The sequence below is a fragment of the Nocardioides piscis genome (assembly GCF_011300215.1).
Lineage (GTDB): Bacteria > Actinomycetota > Actinomycetes > Propionibacteriales > Nocardioidaceae > Nocardioides > Nocardioides piscis.
The window spans coordinates 2,613,182-2,629,242 of the sequence record NZ_CP049866.1; the positions used below are offsets into that span (position 1 = coordinate 2,613,182).

Here is a 16,061-nt window from a genome sequence, read left to right on the forward strand (position 1 = left end):
TCGCCTCGACCTGCCGACGCCGCGAGCCTCACGGCGCTCCTGGGCGAGGACGTGGTCGTGTCCGGCAGCGGCGCTCGGGTCACCGTCTCCGAGCGGTTCTCCAATCCGTTGGGGCACTTCCACGGTGGGATGGTCTTCTGTCTGCTCGAGTGGATGGCCGCAACCGCGATGCCGGCTCCGGCGCGCACCGCATCGATCCGGATACAGATCGTCCGAGGCGCACCGCAAGGAACCGTGCTGCACCTCACCGCGGAGCCGGTGCACCGTGGCCGCACGTTGGGCGTCGTCCAGGTCACCTCCCGCGACGAGGCCGGCCGTACCTGCGCGGTCGCCACCGTGACGCGGCACTAGGATCGCGACACCGAAAGGAGCCTGACCTTGGCACAACGCACGCGTGACCCCGCCCGCAGGGAGAAGATCCTCGACGCTGCCGCGGGGCTCCTGGCCGACAGCGGCTATCACACCGTGTCGATGGCGGAGATCGGAGAACGCGCCGGCATCACGGGGTCAGGCATCTACCGCCACTTCGAGAGCAAGTCCGCGATCCTGGTGGTGCTCTTCGAGCAGGTCATCGACGACCTGCTGGCGCAGGGACGGGCAGCGGTGGAGGGCAACGCCGATCTCCGGGCGGCCCTCGACGAGCTCATCACAGGACAGGTCGACTTCGTCGTCAGCAAGCGCCACCTCGCGCAGGTCTACCACAACGACATCTCCAACCTGCCCCGCGAGGACCAGGTGCGCCTGCGCCGCAAGCAGCGGCTCTACCTCGAGGAGTGGGTCCACGTCTTCGGGGAGCTCGAGGGCCTGGACGAGCCGATGACACGGACCAAGGTCCACATCGCGATCGGCGCCATCCAGGCAGTGTTGTTCCACCAGGTGACCCTGCCCGACGACGTGCTGAGGGAGACCTTGACCCAGGCGGCGTGCGCGGTGCTGGGTCTCGACCTGACAGGGCCCGGCTAGCGGGCCGAGGAGCTGCGCCGCTGCCCGCCGTCCCAGGTCGTGGTCGAGATGCCACGGCTGCGGAGCTCCTGCTTGCGGATCTTCTGGGTCGAGGTCTTGGGCAGCTGGTCGACCAGGTCCACATAGCGGGGTACGGCGAAGTAGGGGAGCCGCCCCGCGGCGAAGTCGACGAGGTCGGACGGCTCCAGCTGGTGTCCGCTCTCGGTGACGACACAGGCCATGACACTGTCCTCGCCGAGGTCGCTCGGCACGCCGAACACGGCCACCTCGGCGACTGCAGGGTGTGACGACAGGACCTGCTCGACCTCGAAGCTGCTCACGTTCTCGCCCGAGACCCGAAGGGCGTCCTTGAGCCGGTCCTGGAAGTAGAACCACCCGTCGTCGTCCTGGATCAGCATGTCGCCGGTGTGGAACCACGCGTTGCGGTGGGCCTCCCAGGTCTTGTCCGGTTGGCTCCAATAGCCGAGCTGCCCGACGAAGGGCCTCGAGGGTCGGGTGACCAGCTCACCGGGGACACCGGCCGGCACGGGCTCGTCCATGGCATCGACCAGGGCCACCTCCCAGCCGGGCGCCGGCCGCCCACAGGACCCGGGACGACGCTCCCCGTGCGGTGTGCCGATGGGAATGCTGGTGTCGGTCGAGCCGTAGAGCTCATTGATCAGCATTCCGAAGCGCTGCTCGAAGGCGATGTGGTCGCGCTTGGGGAACGGCACCACCATGGCCAGTCGCAGTCGGTGGGTCGACTCCTCGGGCTGAGGCTCCTGCTTCCACAAGATGGCTCCCATCGCGCCCAGCATGTTGGTCACGGTGGCGCCGGAGTCGGTGATCTCACGCCAGAAGCGGCTCGCGCTGAACCGCGGTGAGACCACGACCGGCGCACCCTGCTGCAGACCCGCCAGGAAGGCGGTGAAGAGAGCATTGATGTGGAAGAGCGGGAGGCACGTGTAGATGGTGTCCTGCGCCGTGTATCCCATCACCCAGGTTGCGTTCTCACTGAAGGCCAACGCGGTCCGGTGCGACCACATGACGCCCTTCGAGGGGCCCGTGGTGCCGGACGTGAAGAGGATGGAGAGCAGCTCAGCGTGCCCGCTCTCGTGCGAGTCGCGGAGTGGCTCGGCCTCTCTGAGGTCGGAGAAGGCGAGCGCCCCGACGGGCAGCTGGTCCCCCTCACGGCTCGGGATCCACCACGTGGAGAGCACGGTGCCGGCCCCTGCCAGCTCCTGGGGGACCGCGTCGTAGTACTCCGCCTCCACCACCAGGCGGCAGGGCCCGACCATCTCGAGCATGTAGGTCAGGACGTCCCCGCGCATCGCCGTGTTGATCGGCACCGAGACGGCGCCGAGCGACGAGACGGCCAGGTAGGTCACCAGGAACTCAGGACGGTTGCCGACGAGGATCGCGATCCGGTCACCCGGCGCGACCCCTGCGGCGGCCAGCCCAGCGGCCACTCGCCGTACCTCGGTCAGGAGCTGTTGCCGCGTGAAGCCAGGTCCGTCCACGAAGGACACCGCGGGTGCATCCGGATCGGCCTCGACCGCGGCCTCGAGGATCCCGTGGACTGACGTGGCCCGGAGGGTGGAGGAACTCATGGAGGCACTGTAGTTAGGGGATGTTCACTAAGCAAGAGTCGTCGGGTGCTGGCCCACAGGCCCGGCGGGTGATGGTCTGAGGCGCAACTCAACGAGATAGTGAATTGATTGTTACTAACCTCTTGTGAATTGCCACTCACTTGTGTCACCGTATGACCGTCGTCACACCCACCCGGAGGAATCTCATGTCGCAAGCGAATCAGTCAGGTCCCATCCGACGGGGCCGCCTGGCGCTCGTCGGAACTGCCACTCTCTGCCTGTCCGTCCTGGCCGCCTGCGGAGGCAGCGGCAACGGCTCGGCAGGTCCGGGCGGTGAGGACGGGATCCCCGACACCGTGCAGCTCATGGCCAGCGTGCCGCTCACGGGACCGGCGGCCTTCGCCGGCGCGGAGGCCGAGAAGGGCTACGAGCTGGCCATGGAGGAGATCAACGAGACCGGGTTCCTCGGCGACGGGGTGACCCTGGACATCGACATCCGAGACACCCAGGCATCGGTCCAGAAGGCAGCCAGCGACTTCACGTCCGCCGTGACCGATCCCGAGATGACTGCTGTGCTCGGTTCCCTCAGCAGCGGCGAGGCGGTGGCCCAGTCGCCGATCGCCGAGCAGAAGAAGATGCCGGTGGTCTACATCCAGGCCGGCTCGCCGGGGATCGTGCTGGGTGACTACACCTATCGCTTCCCCGTGCCGATGTCGGAGTACTACGACATCCTCTCCCAGCAGGTCGAGGAGGAGGGCTGGAAGTCCATCGGCATCGTCTACGCCCCCTGGATCCCCACGCTCAAGGAGCTCGGCGAGAACGCCATTCCGGCCATGGCCGAGGAGCTGGGCATGGAGATCACCTCGACGGTGGCGACCCAGCAGACCACCCAGGACTTCAGCGCCCCCATCCAGCAGGTGCTCAAGACCAACCCCGACGTCGTGTCGATCCTGCAGATCGGCCCGGCCAACGCCACCGCGATGAAGCAGCTTCGCCAGGCCGGCTACGACGGCAAGGTCCTGGGCAACTCCTCCGCAGGGGCCGACACGCTCCTCCCGGCCGGTCCGGCCGGCGCGGGGATGTTGTGGCCGGTCGACTTCGACCACGCCTCCGAGGACCCCGCGACGCAGGAGTTCGTCGAGCTGTATCGCGACGCCCACGACGGGGAGGACCCCTTCCCCTACGCCGCTGAGGCCTACGACGCCACCTGGTTCATCGCCCGCGCCGTGAAGGAAGCCGACAGCGCCGGCCGCGAGGACGTGGTGGCTGCGATGAAGGCCCTGACCGAGGAGCCGTTCACCGGCGCCCTGGGAACAGAGCTCTCCTTCGAGGAGAACAGCCTGAAGGTCAAGGGCGTCGTCATCGAGTGGGACGGCAAGGAAGAGCAGTTCCTCTACGCCGCGCAGTGACGGTCCGGGCGGCCGGTGCGACTGCGCCGGCCGCCCGTCCCCCTCACTCCCAGCAGATCGGAAGAGAACCGTGCAAGAAGTCGTAGGAGCCGTCAGTCTCGGCTCGATCTATCTGATGTTCGCCCTCGGGCTGAGCGCAGCATGGGGAACCATCGGGATCCTCAACTTCGCCCACGGCTCGATCTTCATGTTCTCGGTGTTCGTCTCCCACCAGGCGCTCCAGGTCACCGACATCCCGATCGTGGGCCTGGCGCTCATCGCGGTCGTCGTCGGCGCACTGTTGTCGTTCCTCACCCAGGCGTTGGCGTTCGACCAGATCATCAAGCGGTCCGCCAACGAGCATGCAGCCGAGACAAGGATCCTCATCGGCGGGATCGGCGTCGCGATGATTCCGCTCGCGATCGCCGCCCACGTCACGAAGAACTCTCCCTTCGGCCTCCAGTCGGCAGCCACCGGCATCGAGGTCTGGCAGCTCGGTGGTGTCCGGATCAGCAGCGTCCAGGTGGCCACGATCGTCTGCGCCCTTACCATCGCCGCGGCGTTGGGCGTGTGGCTGCGTCGCTCGCGCCAGGGCCTGGCCCTGAGGTCCCTGGGCGTCGACACGGAGGTCGCCTCCCTGATGGGCATCGACCGGCGACGGCTGGCCTGGGGCACGATGGCCTTCGCCGGCGGCCTCGCGGGCCTGGCAGGCATCCTGTTGACGCTCAACCTCGGCGCCATCACCGCCGAGAGTGGCGACAGCCTGCTCATCAAGGCGTTCGCGTGCGTCGTCCTGGGCGGCGTGGGCAGCACTCTCGGCGTGGTCACCGGTTGTTTCATGCTGGCCTTCGCCGAGACGTGGGTCCTGACCCAGACAGGTGGTCTGTGGGTCGAGGCGGTCTCGTTCGGCCTCATCTTCGCGGTGCTCCTGCTGCGGCCCCAAGGCATCTTCGGGCGCGAAGAGGTGCGTCGCGTATGACCGGCTTCTACGACACCAACCTGGTGCTGATCCAGGGGACGCTCGTGGCAGTCCTGCTCGCCCTGAGCGTCCAGGTCCCCTTGCGGTTCGGGATCTTCTCCCTGGCCGGTGTCGGGTCCTACGGGATCGGTGCCTACCTGTCGGCCAACCTCGTCCTTCGCTACGAGATGGCGTCCGTGCCCACGATCGTGCTCACGGGCCTCGTCACGGCGATCGTCGGTCTGGTGCTGGGGCTGGTCATCTATCGCCTCGGCGGGCTCTACCTGGCGATGGCGACGATCGCGTTCGACCTGATGGTCGCCGTGGTGGCGCTCAACGGGGGCGAGTGGACCGGCGGCCCGGTCGGGCTCTTCGGGATCTTCAGCGACCTGACCATGGGGATCATGGTCGCCGTGGTGGCGATGTGCGTGGTCGCCATCCACCTGACCGAGCGAGGCAAGCTGGCTCGGCGGATCACCGCCGTACGCGAGGACATCGAGCTCGCGTCCTCGGTCGGCACCAACGTGCGCGCCTATCGGTTGGCAGCGTTCGTGGTGAGTGGATTCATCGGTGGTGTAGCCGGTTCCTTGAACACGCTGACCCGCTACGCGGTCGGTCTCCAGGACGTGAGCTTCCACCTCGTGATCGTCGCCCTGACCATGATCATCGTCGGTGGTGCCCTCTCGTGGCGCGGAGCCGTCATCGGCGCGGTCCTCTTCACCTGGCTGCCCGAGGTCCTTGCGTTCGTGGGGGACTGGCAGGAGCTCGTCTACGGCGTGATCGTCGCGTTGGCCGGGATCTTCCTGCCGACCGGGCTCTACGGCCTGTGGGGTCGTGCTCGTCGGCGGATCACCTCTCGCCGGGACAAGTCCTCGACAGTCGGGACCACGAAGTCGAGCAGCGACCAGGCCGGTCACCACTCGAAGACAGCCGCACACCCGAGTCCGGACCGGAAGGTGGCACCCCGATGAGCGCCAGCCCAGACAGCCCAGACAGCCCAGACGGCACCGCCGAGGTGCCGGTGCTCGAGACCAGGGACCTCGCGGTCCACTACGGCGGGATCAAGGCGGTCGACGGCATCTCGATGTCACTGCGGCCCGGTCTGATCTCCGGAATCATCGGGCCCAACGGCTCGGGCAAGAGCACGCTCGTGGCGGCGCTGACCAGGTTGACGCACCTGACCCGCGGTGAGATCTATTCGGCCGGCGAGCGCTACGACCACCTGCCTCCGGGCAAGATCGCGGGACTCGGCATCGCCCGGACGTTCCAGACCGTTCGTCTGCTCCCCGAGCTCACCGTCGCCGAGAACGTCATGCTCGGCAACGACTCGGTCGCCGAGGGTGGTCTGCGTGGACTCGCCGGGCTCCGTGGCCGGCTCGGACGTCGCAGTCGATCCGCGAACCCCGTCGTCGAGGAGGCCCTGGAGCGCACTGGCCTCGACGCATTCCGCGACGCACTGCCCGGTGACCTGTCCTACGGCACCCAGCGGCGGGTGGAGATCGCCCGCGCCATTGCGATGCGGCCCCGCCTGCTGCTTCTCGACGAGCCGACGGCCGGGATGAACCAGGCCGAGCGAGGAGAGATCTCGAGGCTGATGATGCAGCTGCGCGACGAGGGGCTGGCGCAGCTGCTGATCGAGCACGACGTCCAGATGATGCTCGACACGTGCGACCACATCTTCGCGATGGCGCAGGGGCGACTGCTGACCGAGGGTCGACCCAAGGACGTGGTCGGCGACGAACGGGTCCAAGAGGCCTACCTCGGCAAGAACTGGAGGGGCCATGTTGGAACTCGCTGACGTGCATGTCCGCTACGGCCACGTGGAGGCGGTGAGTGGCGTGGACCTGAAGGTGGAACCCGGCACCGTGAGCCTCGTCCTCGGCCCCAACGGAGCCGGCAAGAGCACGACGCTCAAGGCGGTGGCAGGCCTGGTCCCGCTGTCCTCGGGGTCGATCGGGCTCGACGACGAGCCCTTGTCGGGGCTTCCACCCCACCGCGTCGTACGCCGAGGCGTGGCTCTGGTGCCAGAGGGGAGGCGCGTCTTCGCGCCGCTCACGATCGAGGAGAATCTTCGGCTGGGTGGTTACACCGCCCCACGGGCCAAGGTCCGCGAGACGCTCGCGCGGGTCTATGAGATGTTCCCGATCCTCAACGACAGGCGGGCGTCCGCCGCAGGGCTGTTGAGCGGCGGCGAGCAGCAGATGCTCGCCTTCGGCAGGGCGCTCATGTCGGAGCCCAAGATCGTCCTGCTCGACGAACCCTCGATGGGACTCGCTCCCACGGTCGTGGACACGATCATCGAGAAGATCGTGCTGATGGCGGAGTCGGGCATCGGGATCTTGATGGTCGAGCAGAACACCGAGGCGGGTCTCGACATCGCCTCCGAGGTCCGGGTCATGAACCGTGGCCAGGTGGTCTTCGCAGGCCCTGCGGAGCAGGTGCGCACCGATGCCTCGGTCCTGCACGCCTTCCTGGGCGACGCGGCGTTGGCCGAGGGCTGAGCAGACCGTTTCCAGCCGACGACCGAGGGCCGACGGCCCTCGGGAGATGGGTTGACAGCGGACCGAAAATTAGTCATAGTGAATTCACTTTCACTAAGAACGGTAGGACCATGACAGACAAGAAGATCGTGATCGGTAACGGCCAAGGGTTCTGGGGCGACTCGGCACGCGGCCCCGTCCAGCTCGTGCGCGGAGGAGGGATCGACTACCTCACGATGGACTTCCTCGCCGAGGTGACGATGAGCATCATGCAGAAGCTGCGGGCCAGGAACCCCGAGGCCGGCTACGCGAGCGACTTCGTCGCCCAGCTCGAGCGGATCCTCCCGAGTGCGTCGAGCACGGCATCAAGATCATCGCCAACGCAGGCGGGGTCAACCCGGATGCCTGCGCGCGGGCCATCGACGACGTGGTCCGCAAGCTCGGGCTCGAGGTCACGGTCGCGACAGTGGGCGGCGACGACATCATGGACCGCCTGCCGGAGCTCCTGGGCTCGGGACACCCCCTGTCCAACATGAACACGGGTTCGACCCTCGAGTCCGAGCTCGACAAGGTCCAGAGCGCCAACGTCTATCTCGGTGCCTTCCCGATCGCCGAGGCGCTCGCGGCCGGCGCAGACATCGTCGTCACCGGCCGGGTCACCGACCCCTCCCTGGTGCTGGCGCCCCTGATCCACGAGTTCGGCTGGGGCGAGACCGACTACGACCTTCTGGCCTGCGGCACCGTCGCCGGCCATGTCCTGGAGTGCGGGACCCAGAGCACCGGTGGCAACTACGACCGCTGGGAGACAGTGCCCAACCTCGCCGACATCGGCTACCCGATCGTCGAGGTGAGTCGGGACGGCACCTTCGTGGTGACCAAGAAGGACGGAACCGGGGGACTGGTCGACGTCGGCACCGTGACCGCCCAGCTGCTCTACGAGCTCGGAGAGCCGACGCGCTACCTGACGCCCGACGTGACGGCCGACTTCACCTCGATCCAGCTCGAGCAGGACGGGGACGACCGGGTCCGGGTGAGTGGCGTCGTGGGCACCCCGCCCACCGACAGCTACAAGGTCTCGATCAGCACCCTGGACGGGTGGCGCACCACGGCACAGCTCACCGTCGGCGGGCCGGACGCGCCGGCCAAGGCACGCGTGACCGCCGAGATCCTGCTGGCCCGGCTCGCGCAGGACGGTGTCACCTTCCCGGACGCGGACTGCCGGGTCGAGGTCATCGGCACCAACGTGCTCTACGACCAGATGCTGCCCGAGCGGACGGAGGATCCGACCGAGGTCGTCCTGCGCATCTCGGTCCGGTCCACGGACAAGGTCGCGGTCAACCGCCTCGGGGCCGAGATGGCCTCGTTGCTGACCTCCGGGCCTCCCGGCCTCACCGGTTTCGCAGGGGCCGTCCCAAGGCCAGCGAGATCGTCGGCTTCTGGCCGGCTCTCATCGACAAGTCGGCAGTCACTGCCGCCGTACACGTGAACGAGGTCGTCGCATGAAGAACGTCCAGCTGAGGGAGATCGCCTGCGCACGCTCGGGCGACAAGGGCGCCGATGCCAACATCGGGGTGTGGGTGGAGGACGAGCGAACGTTCGAGTTCCTGAGGGAGAACCTCACCGCCGACAAGGTGGAGAGCCACTTCCAGGCCCTGTGTCGCGGCGGCGTCGAGCGATACGAGCTCCCCAACCTGAAGGCCCTCAACTTCATCCTTCATGACGCGCTCGACGGCGGAGGTGCCGCCTCCCTGCGGACCGACGCCCAGGGCAAGACCCTGTCGCTCGGCCTGCTCCAGATGGTGCTCGAGGTCCCCGACGAGCTGCTGCGGTGAAGGTCCGCGTCGGGCTTGCGGACGGCCGTGATCCACGCGTCCTCCAAGCCGCCGAGCGACTGGTCGAGCTCGGGGAGGTGACGCCCGTCCTCGTCGACCACGAGCTGGGCGACCTGCCTCACGGTGTGGACCACCTGGTGGTGCCCGCCGGCGAGTCCGGAGTCGACTACCTGGCTCGGACGCTCGAGCACTCGGACCTGGTCGGAGGGGTGAGCGGCAGCCTGACCACGAGCGCCGAGGTCGTGCGGGCCGGCATCCGCAACCTCCGGTCCGAGGACCTCGTCTGCGGGGCGTTCGCCATCGAGCACGACGACGGGTGGAAGACCTACGCAGACTGCGTCGTGGTCCCGGAGCCCGACGCGGCTCAGCTCGCTGTGATCGCTGCGGCGGCGGCCGACCACCACCGAAGCCTGTTCGACGAGGTGCCCCGGGTCGCGATGCTGTCGTTCTCGACGGGCGGCAGCGCGGCTCATCCCAGGGTGGCGCTGGTCCGCGAGGCGACCCGACTCCTGACCGCCGCACGCCCCGACCTGGAGGTGGTCGGTGAGGTGCAGTACGACGTGGCGATCGATGCTGCCGTCGCGGCGCGCAAGGCCCCGGGGTCGACGGTCGCCGGGCGTGCCAACGTCCTCGCCTTCCCGTCCCTGGAGGCGGCGAACATCGCCTACAAGGTCGCTGAACGAGTCGGAGGCAGCCGAGCGCTGGGGTCGTTCCTCCTGGGCCTGTCCCGACCGTGGGTCGACTTGTCCCGCGGCTGCTCGATCGACGACATCGTCGAGACCGTCCTCTTGATCGGGCGCCAGTCATCTGCGCCTCACCCCATGGCCGCGCACCCCGTGGCCTCCTGACTGAGCTGGAAAGGGAAGACGATGAAGGTTCTGACATCCACCTTCGACCTGGGCTCGCCCGTCGCGGTGACCAACCGTGAGGGAAACCTGGAGCGGCTGGCGGAGCTCGAGCGCCAGGTCGAGCTCGCGGCCGCAGGCGGCGGCGGCAAGTACGTCGAGAGGCACCGGTCGCGCGGACGCATGCTGGCGCGGGAGCGGATCGAGCTGCTGATCGACCCGGACGCTCCGTTCCTCGAGCTGGGCACCATGGCCGCGTGGGGCACGGAATACACAGTGGGCGCGAGTGTCGTGACCGGCATCGGCGTCGTGAGCGACGTCGAGTGCCTCATCGTCGCCCACGACCCGACGGTGCGTGGCGGGGCCTCCAACCCCTACACCTGGAAGAAGGTGCTGCGGGCCATGGACGTCGCCCGGGAGAACCGCCTCCCGGTGATCAACCTGGTCGAGTCGGGCGGTGGCGACCTCAACCGACAGGTCGAGCTCTTCATCCCCGCCGGACGGCTCTTCCACGACCTGACCGCCCTGTCTGCGGCTGGGATCCCGACCATTGCGCTGGTCTTCGGCAACTCGACCGCCGGCGGGGCCTACGTGCCCGGCATGTGCGACTACACCGTGATGGTGCAGAACCAGGCCAAGGTGTTCCTCGGTGGGCCGCCGCTGGTCAAGATGGCGACCGGCGAGGACGCCGACGACGAGAGCCTGGGTGGTGCTGACATGCACGCCCGCACCTCGGGTCTCGCCGACTACCTGGCCCGGGACGAGCACGAGTGTCTCGCCATCGGCCGCGAGATCATGGAGCACCTGAACTGGCGCAAGCGAGGTCCTGGCCCCAGCGAGTCGGCCGACGACCCGATCTATCCGGCCGAGGACCTGCTCTCCATCGCCTCGGTCGACCTCAAGGTGCCGTTCGACCCGCGAGAGGTCATCGCCCGGGTCGTGGACGGATCCCGGTTCGAGGAGTACAAGCCGGTGTACGGGACGGCCCTGGTCACCGGGTGGGCGTCCGTCCACGGCTTCCCGGTCGGGATCCTGGCCAACGCTCGCGGCGTCCTGTTCAACGAGGAGGCCAAGAAGGGGGCCGAGTTCATCATGCTGTGCAACCAGACGGACACCCCGCTGATCTTCCTGCAGAACACGACCGGATTCATGGTCGGGACGCAGTACGAGCAGAACGGCATGATCAAGGACGGCGCGAAGATGATCAACGCCGTCACCAACAGCTCGGTGCCGCACATCACGATCAACATGGCCGCGTCCTACGGAGCGGGCAACTACGGCATGTCCGGTCGGTCCTACGACCCACGCCTGCTCTTCACCTGGCCCAACTCCAAGTCTGCGGTCATGGGTCCGGAGCAGCTGGCCGGGGTGATGTCGATCGTCGCCCGACAGGCTGCGGAGACAGCCGGTCGTCCCTTCGACGAGGAAGCCGACGCCGTCCAGCGCGCTGCCCTCGAGGAGCGGATCGAGGCCGAGTCGCTCGCCCTCTACATGAGCGGTCAGGGATACGACGACGGCGTGATCGATCCCCGGGACACCCGCGACGTCCTCGGCATGACCCTGTCGATGTGCCACAACAACGAGATCTCCGGAACCCGCGGTTTCGGCGTCTTCCGAATGTGACTGGAGTTTTCGATGATCACCAAGATTCTTGTGGCCAACCGTGGCGAGATCGCGCTGCGCGTCTTCCGGACGTGCCGGGAGATGGGCATCTCGACCGTCGCCGTCTACTCCGATCCCGACGCACACGCGCCGTTCGTCCTCGAGGCGGACGAGGCCGTTCCGCTCGGCGGATCGACGCCGGGCGAGACTTATCTGCGCATGGAGGCGGTGCTGGAGGCGGCTCAGCTGGTCGGCGCGGACGCAATCCATCCGGGATACGGGTTCCTCTCCGAGAACGCCGAGTTCGCGCGTGCCTGCGAGAAGCAGGGCATCACCTTCATCGGTCCCACGCCCGAGGCGATCGAGGCCATGGGCTCGAAGCTCACTGCACGCGAGATGATGCAGGCCGCCGGGGTCCCGGTGCTCCCCGGAGTCGACCTCACCGGCGTGGAGGATGCGAAAGTCCGTGGGATCGCCGACGAGATCGGCTGGCCGGTCCTCGTGAAGGCGTCCTTCGGCGGTGGGGGTCGAGGCATGCGCGTGGTGCGTGAGCCCGACGAGCTGCTCGAGGCCATCGCCTCGGCCCGCCGCGAGGCAGGGGCCGCCTTCGGCAACGACACCGTCTTCCTCGAGCACTACGTCGACGACCCGCGACACGTCGAGATCCAGATCTTCGGTGACGAGTCGGGTGCGATCGTGCACCTCAACGAGCGTGAGTGCTCGATCCAACGCCGACACCAGAAGATCATCGAGGAGTCGCCCTCCCCGGTCGTCGACCAGGCCTTGAGGGACCGGATGGGTCAGGCTGCCGTCGAGGCGGGCCGCACGCTGGGCTACGTCGGCGCCGGCACGGTGGAGTTCCTGCTGGCCCCGACCGGTGACTTCTACTTCCTTGAGGTCAACACCCGCCTCCAGGTCGAGCACCCCGTCACCGAGCTGGTCACCGGTCTCGACCTGGTGCGCCTCCAGATCGAGGTGGCAGCCGGGGGACTGCTGCCCCCGAGGCGCATGCACCACAACTGCGCGGCCACGCCGTCGAGGCGCGGTTGTATGCCGAGGACCCGGCCAACGACTTCCTGCCGGCCGCCGGCCTGCTCGAGCGCTTCGAGGTCCCTGGCCTGCCCGGCATCAGGGTCGATGCCGGGGTGGTCTCGGGCGACCGGGTCTCCACCAACTACGACCCGATGCTGGCCAAGGTGATCGCCCACGGCGCCACCCGTGCAGAGGCGATCGCCAGGTTGGTCCGCGCCCTCCGTCGCGCCCGGATCGACGGGATCACCACCAACAGGTCGCTCCTGGTGGGGATTCTCGAGCACGAGGACTTCGCAGCCGGCCGCATCGACACCCACTTCCTGGACAGGGTGGAGCCCCGCGACCTCATCGAGGTCGAGGGCGCTGGAGTGGAGAGTGCTGCCTTGCTGGCTGCGACCCTCGCCGACCAGGCGGACAGTCGTTCCCGGGCCAAGGTGCTGCCCCACGTCAGCTCCGGCTACAGGTCGGCCCGTTCCAAGTTGCACACGCGCGGCTACCGGCACGGTGACCGGGAGGTCACGGTGGGCTACGTCCTGGGCCGCGGCTCGCGCTTCGAGGTCGATGGCGTCGCGGTCGAGACGGTGGTGCACTCGTGCAACCCCGACGAGGTGGACCTCGTCGTCGAAGGGGTGCGACGGCGGTTCCGGGTCGTGCGCTCGGGCGACGCTCGCTACGTGTCGTGGGCCGACGGCACGATCGCCCTGCAGGTCGTGCCCCGCTTCCCCGAGACCGGGGACCACCTCGAGGCCGGTTCGCTGGTCGCGCCGATGCCCGGGACCGTCGTGCGGGTCAACGTGGAGGCCGGCGATCGGGTGACGGCGGGCCAGACGGTAATCGTCCTCGAGGCGATGAAGATGGAGCACGCGATCACCGCCACGGTGGACGCTGTCGTGGCCAGTGTGCCCGCGGCCGCGGGGACCTCCGTGGACACAGGCACGGTGCTGATCGTGCTGACCGAGGACGAGGAGGAGGTCGGCGATGAGTGATTCCGTGCTGTACGAGGTCCGCGACGGTGCCGCCTGGATCACGATCAACCGGCCCGAGGCTCGCAACGCCCTCAACGAGGCTGTCCGGACCGGGCTCAAGGAGTGCTTCGAGCGGGCCGAGGCCGACGACGACGTCTCGGTCGTGGTGCTCACCGGCGCTGGCGACCGGGCTTTCTGCGCCGGCGGGGACCTGAAGGAGATGGCCAGCACCAAGCTGACCATCCCGCCGCCCGACTTCGTCCCCCAGCCGGGACGCACGATCGAGCTGACCAAGCCGGTGATCGCCGCTGTCAACGGAGGCGCCTTCGGCGGGGGCTTCCTGCTCGCTCAGTCCGCGGACCTGGTGATCGCCTCCGAGCACGCCAAGTTCGCAGTCTCCGAGGCCAAGGTCGGGCGCGGGTCGCCCTGGGCCGCACCCCTTCCCTGGCTGGTGCCCCCGCGGGTGGCGATGGAGATCCTCGTCACCGGTGACGCGATCACCGCCCAACGTGCCTACGAGATCGGCCTGATCAACCGGGTCGTGCCCGCGGACATGCTGGGGCAGGCCACCAGTGAGCTCGTCGCGACCATCGTCGCCAACGCACCGCTGTCGGTGCGCGCCGCGAAACGGATGGTCTACGCCGTCGCCGAGCACGGACGCTCAGCCGCGTTCGAGGAGGCCGAGAGGATCTGGGCCCCCGTCTATCTCAGCGCCGATGCACAGGAGGGCCCCCGTGCCTTCGCCGAGAAGCGACGACCCCAGTGGGAGGGACGATGAGTGCGGTGATCACCTCGCTCATCGAGGACCTGCGGGCGGAGCAGGCCGAGCTGGCCGAGTTCCTGCAGGGTCTGGGGGAGGGCTCCTGGCACGCCCCGACCCCCGCCGAGGGATGGAACGTCCAGGACCAGGTCGCGCACCTCGCCCACTTCGACGCGATGACGCGGTTGAGCATCGTCGACCCCGAGGCGTTCATCAGGTTCCGCGACGAGCTGCCCGACCTGCAGACCTACGTCGACCGGATCGGGCCCGACAACCGGAAGCGGACACCCGCGGAGATGCTCGAGTGGTGGCGCGACGAGAGCGACGCCCTGATCCGGGCTGCGGCCGCGGCCGATCCCAAGGCGCGGGTGCAGTGGTTCGGGCCGCCGATGAGCCTGGCCTCGAAGCTGACGGCGCGCCTGATGGAGACGTGGGCGCACGGCCAGGACGTCTACGACGCCCTCGGAGCCACGAGGGTCCCGACGGCACGGCTGCGACATGTGGCGCGCATCGGTGTCCTGGCCTTCCCCAACAGCTTCCGAACGCGCGGTCTGCCGGTCCCCGACGTCCCGGTGCGAGTGGAGCTGACCGCCCCCGACGGCACCGAGAGCTGGACGTGGGGGACCAAGGTGCCGAGGAGGTCGTACAAGGTCCGGTCCTCGACTTCTGTCTCGTCGTGACCCAGCGTCGCCATCGAGATGACGTCGACCTGGTGGTCCGCGGTGACGTGGCCGAGAAGTGGATGTCGATCGCCCAGGCCTTTGCCGGCCCTGCAGGTGGTGGACGACTCCCGGGTCAGTTCCGCACCGCGGAGGGGGTGGCCCCATGAGTGGCACGCAGGAAGCAATCCACCCCTTGGTGGGGCGGCGCCTGCCGGACGGTGCCCTGCGCATCGAGCGCTACGAGGACTGGCTCACGCGTGACGCCATCGGCGCACCGACCAGCGGTCAGCACCCCCACCCCGCCTGGGCGCTGCTCGGGACCTTCCGGGGGATGGGCGCCGATCTCGTGGAGCTGTTCGACGTGATGGACGCAGCCCAGGACGACGGAGTGCTCTTCGGGGAGGCAAGCATCGTGCAGACCGCGCACCTGGAGTTCGACCGCGACTACGTGGTCACCTCCGAGATCCGTGACGTGCGTCGGAGAAGAGGCTCCAAGGTGCCGGTCTTCGACCTCGTCGACTGCCTGGTGACCATCGAGGACGCGGACGGGCAGGTGGTTCGTTGCACGAACACCTTCGTCGTGCCGCGAAGGAGCGAGTGATGACAGCTCACGTCGGCACCACCATCCCCGAGTGGCGGGTGGAGGTGGACCCGCAGGCCATGAAGCCCTTCGCCCTGCTGCTCCGCGATCCGAACCCCATCCACCTCGACCCCGAGGTCGTCAGGGAGCTCGGTCTCGGAGACCGGGTGATCAACCAGGGGCCCCTCAACGCCGGCTACGTCTGGGAGGCCGTCCGGCGGTGGCTGGGCGACGAGGCCCTCGTGACCACGCTCGACCTCCGCTTCACCAGCAACGCGTTCGCGGGCGAGTCCCTCACGGTGGGCGGCCAGGTGGACGAGGTGGACGAGTCCTCCGGCGAGCTCCGCTGCTCGGTCTGGCTCCGGCGAGACGACGGGTCGGACGTGCTCTCGGGACGCGCCTCCGTCGCTGGAGGAGGGCTGTGAC

General features: G+C 68.4%; 18 protein-coding genes and 1 pseudogene. 18 read left to right on the forward strand and 1 reads right to left on the reverse strand.

Annotation, left to right across the window (positions count from 1 at the left end; translation table 11 throughout):
* The first annotated feature begins 57 nt into the window (after positions 1-57).
* Positions 58-351, forward strand: coding sequence for a PaaI family thioesterase (locus G7071_RS12855; protein WP_166319392.1), 294 nt, complete (start codon positions 58-60; stop codon positions 349-351).
* Positions 352-378: 27 nt separating this feature from the next.
* Positions 379-963, forward strand: a complete 585-nt coding sequence (locus G7071_RS12860) for a TetR/AcrR family transcriptional regulator (RefSeq protein WP_166319394.1) — start codon at positions 379-381, stop codon at positions 961-963.
* Here G7071_RS12860 and G7071_RS12865 read toward each other — a convergent pair.
* Positions 960-2,552, reverse strand: a complete 1,593-nt coding sequence (locus tag G7071_RS12865; RefSeq protein WP_166319396.1) for an AMP-binding protein — start codon at positions 2,550-2,552, stop codon at positions 960-962. The genes G7071_RS12860 and G7071_RS12865 overlap by 4 nt on opposite strands.
* 185 nt (positions 2,553-2,737) lie before the next feature.
* Here G7071_RS12865 and G7071_RS12870 point away from each other — a divergent pair, with 185 nt between their 5' ends.
* The 16 genes and pseudogenes from G7071_RS12870 (at position 2,738) to G7071_RS12935 (ending at position 16,060) form a co-directional block, all read left to right on the forward strand.
* Positions 2,738-3,940, forward strand: coding sequence for an ABC transporter substrate-binding protein (locus tag G7071_RS12870; RefSeq protein ID WP_166319398.1), 1,203 nt, complete (start codon positions 2,738-2,740; stop codon positions 3,938-3,940).
* 70 nt (positions 3,941-4,010) lie between these two features.
* Positions 4,011-4,898, forward strand: coding sequence for a branched-chain amino acid ABC transporter permease (locus G7071_RS12875; protein ID WP_166319400.1), 888 nt, complete (start codon positions 4,011-4,013; stop codon positions 4,896-4,898).
* On the forward strand, positions 4,895-5,848 hold the full coding sequence (locus G7071_RS12880) for a branched-chain amino acid ABC transporter permease (RefSeq protein WP_166319402.1): 954 nt from the start codon (positions 4,895-4,897) through the stop codon (positions 5,846-5,848). Before G7071_RS12875 ends, G7071_RS12880 begins: the two co-directional genes overlap by 4 nt.
* Positions 5,845-6,675 carry an ABC transporter ATP-binding protein gene (locus G7071_RS12885; protein ID WP_166319404.1) on the forward strand — a complete coding sequence of 277 codons (831 nt, stop codon included), beginning with the start codon at positions 5,845-5,847 and terminating at the stop codon, positions 6,673-6,675. The genes G7071_RS12880 and G7071_RS12885 overlap by 4 nt, the downstream gene beginning before the upstream one ends.
* Positions 6,659-7,378: an ABC transporter ATP-binding protein gene (locus G7071_RS12890; RefSeq protein WP_166319406.1), complete on the forward strand. Its 720-nt coding sequence runs from the start codon at positions 6,659-6,661 to the stop codon at positions 7,376-7,378. The genes G7071_RS12885 and G7071_RS12890 overlap by 17 nt, the downstream gene beginning before the upstream one ends.
* Positions 7,379-7,488: 110 nt before the next feature.
* Positions 7,489-8,843 (forward strand): annotated as a pseudogene (locus tag G7071_RS12895) (acyclic terpene utilization AtuA family protein).
* A 13-nt stretch (positions 8,844-8,856) separates the two neighbouring features.
* Positions 8,857-9,189 carry an AtuA-related protein gene (locus G7071_RS12900; RefSeq protein ID WP_166319408.1) on the forward strand — a complete coding sequence of 111 codons (333 nt, stop codon included), beginning with the start codon at positions 8,857-8,859 and terminating at the stop codon, positions 9,187-9,189.
* Positions 9,186-10,037 (forward strand): phosphate acyltransferase, encoded by an 852-nt coding sequence (locus tag G7071_RS12905; RefSeq protein WP_166319410.1) that lies wholly within the window; start codon positions 9,186-9,188, stop codon positions 10,035-10,037. Before G7071_RS12900 ends, G7071_RS12905 begins: the two co-directional genes overlap by 4 nt.
* A gap of 21 nt (positions 10,038-10,058) precedes the next feature.
* A complete protein-coding gene (locus tag G7071_RS12910; RefSeq protein ID WP_166319412.1) occupies positions 10,059-11,657 on the forward strand; it encodes an acyl-CoA carboxylase subunit beta in 1,599 nt (532 codons plus the stop codon).
* Between the two features lie 12 nt (positions 11,658-11,669).
* The gene (locus G7071_RS18745; RefSeq protein ID WP_206062800.1) at positions 11,670-12,836 is read left to right on the forward strand and encodes an acetyl-CoA carboxylase biotin carboxylase subunit; all 1,167 of its coding nucleotides are present in this window, start codon (positions 11,670-11,672) and stop codon (positions 12,834-12,836) included.
* Positions 12,728-13,654: a biotin/lipoyl-containing protein gene (locus G7071_RS18750; protein WP_281351784.1), complete on the forward strand. Its 927-nt coding sequence runs from the start codon at positions 12,728-12,730 to the stop codon at positions 13,652-13,654. Before G7071_RS18745 ends, G7071_RS18750 begins: the two co-directional genes overlap by 109 nt.
* Complete coding sequence (locus G7071_RS12920) at positions 13,647-14,411, forward strand: enoyl-CoA hydratase/isomerase family protein (protein WP_166319414.1); 765 nt, start codon at positions 13,647-13,649, stop codon at positions 14,409-14,411. The genes G7071_RS18750 and G7071_RS12920 overlap by 8 nt, the downstream gene beginning before the upstream one ends.
* A complete protein-coding gene (locus G7071_RS12925; RefSeq protein WP_206062801.1) occupies positions 14,408-15,073 on the forward strand; it encodes a maleylpyruvate isomerase family mycothiol-dependent enzyme in 666 nt (221 codons plus the stop codon). The genes G7071_RS12920 and G7071_RS12925 overlap by 4 nt, the downstream gene beginning before the upstream one ends.
* Entirely contained in the window at positions 15,070-15,222 is a 153-nt protein-coding gene (locus G7071_RS18755; RefSeq protein ID WP_206062802.1) for a hypothetical protein, read from the forward strand. The genes G7071_RS12925 and G7071_RS18755 overlap by 4 nt, the downstream gene beginning before the upstream one ends.
* Complete coding sequence (locus G7071_RS12930; protein ID WP_166319416.1) at positions 15,219-15,656, forward strand: hypothetical protein; 438 nt, start codon at positions 15,219-15,221, stop codon at positions 15,654-15,656. The genes G7071_RS18755 and G7071_RS12930 overlap by 4 nt, the downstream gene beginning before the upstream one ends.
* Complete coding sequence (locus G7071_RS12935; RefSeq protein ID WP_166319418.1) at positions 15,656-16,060, forward strand: MaoC/PaaZ C-terminal domain-containing protein; 405 nt, start codon at positions 15,656-15,658, stop codon at positions 16,058-16,060. The genes G7071_RS12930 and G7071_RS12935 overlap by 1 nt, the downstream gene beginning before the upstream one ends.
* The last annotated feature ends 1 nt before the right edge of the window (position 16,061 follow it).